General features: G+C 62.0%; 1 protein-coding gene and 1 pseudogene. Both read right to left on the bottom strand.

Annotated features, from left to right (window positions below; all coding sequences use genetic code 11):
• Positions 1-119 precede the first annotated feature (119 nt).
• On the bottom strand, positions 120-353 hold the full coding sequence (locus PV350_RS46990; protein WP_500339353.1) for a hypothetical protein: 234 nt from the start codon (positions 351-353) through the stop codon (positions 120-122).
• A 91-nt stretch (positions 354-444) separates the two neighbouring features.
• Positions 445-540 (bottom strand): annotated as a pseudogene (locus PV350_RS46985) (IS5/IS1182 family transposase); the annotation flags it as partial.

Below are 540 nucleotides of genomic sequence, written 5' to 3'. Positions count from 1 at the left end.
TATGTTAATAAGAGAAATGTGCAACGTCGTAAACGAGGACCTCATGAATGGCGTGGAGGAAGTCCCGACGTGTGATGACAACAACCGAAAACGCCCACAAGCACCCCTCCAGAACAGCCCTAGCCTGCTGAGCTGTGCCATCGGTCGGTGTCATCACACGTCGGGGCTTCCGCCACGCCATTCATGAGGTCCTCGTCTACGACGTTGACCATGTCGGGATCCAGGCCAGCTCGCCGCACGACCTCCAGGAAGTCCCGACGGTTGTACGCCACGCCTAGGATCTCCCCGTTGACCCGGACACGCCGGCCACCGCCCGGCGATGGCGGCATCACGATCACGCGGCGTTCGTCCACGCCACCAGCGTGCCCCCTGGCCTGGTGCAGGCGCACACCGGGAAGTCTGGGAGATCCCATACCCGATTCCGACCCTCACTTGTGAGCTTTTTCAGCGTTGCTTCTCCAGGGTGAGGATGGCTTTGGCTGCTGACGACAGGCGGTTGGGGCTGCAGCGGGCGTGACGGAAGATGCGCCAGCGCTTGAG

The sequence above is a fragment of the Streptomyces sp. PA03-6a genome, assembly GCF_033792765.1.
Classification (GTDB): Bacteria; Actinomycetota; Actinomycetes; order Streptomycetales; family Streptomycetaceae; genus Actinacidiphila.
The sequence above is the reverse complement of the archived record's forward strand: the minus strand, read 5'-3'. Positions and strand labels throughout refer to the sequence as shown.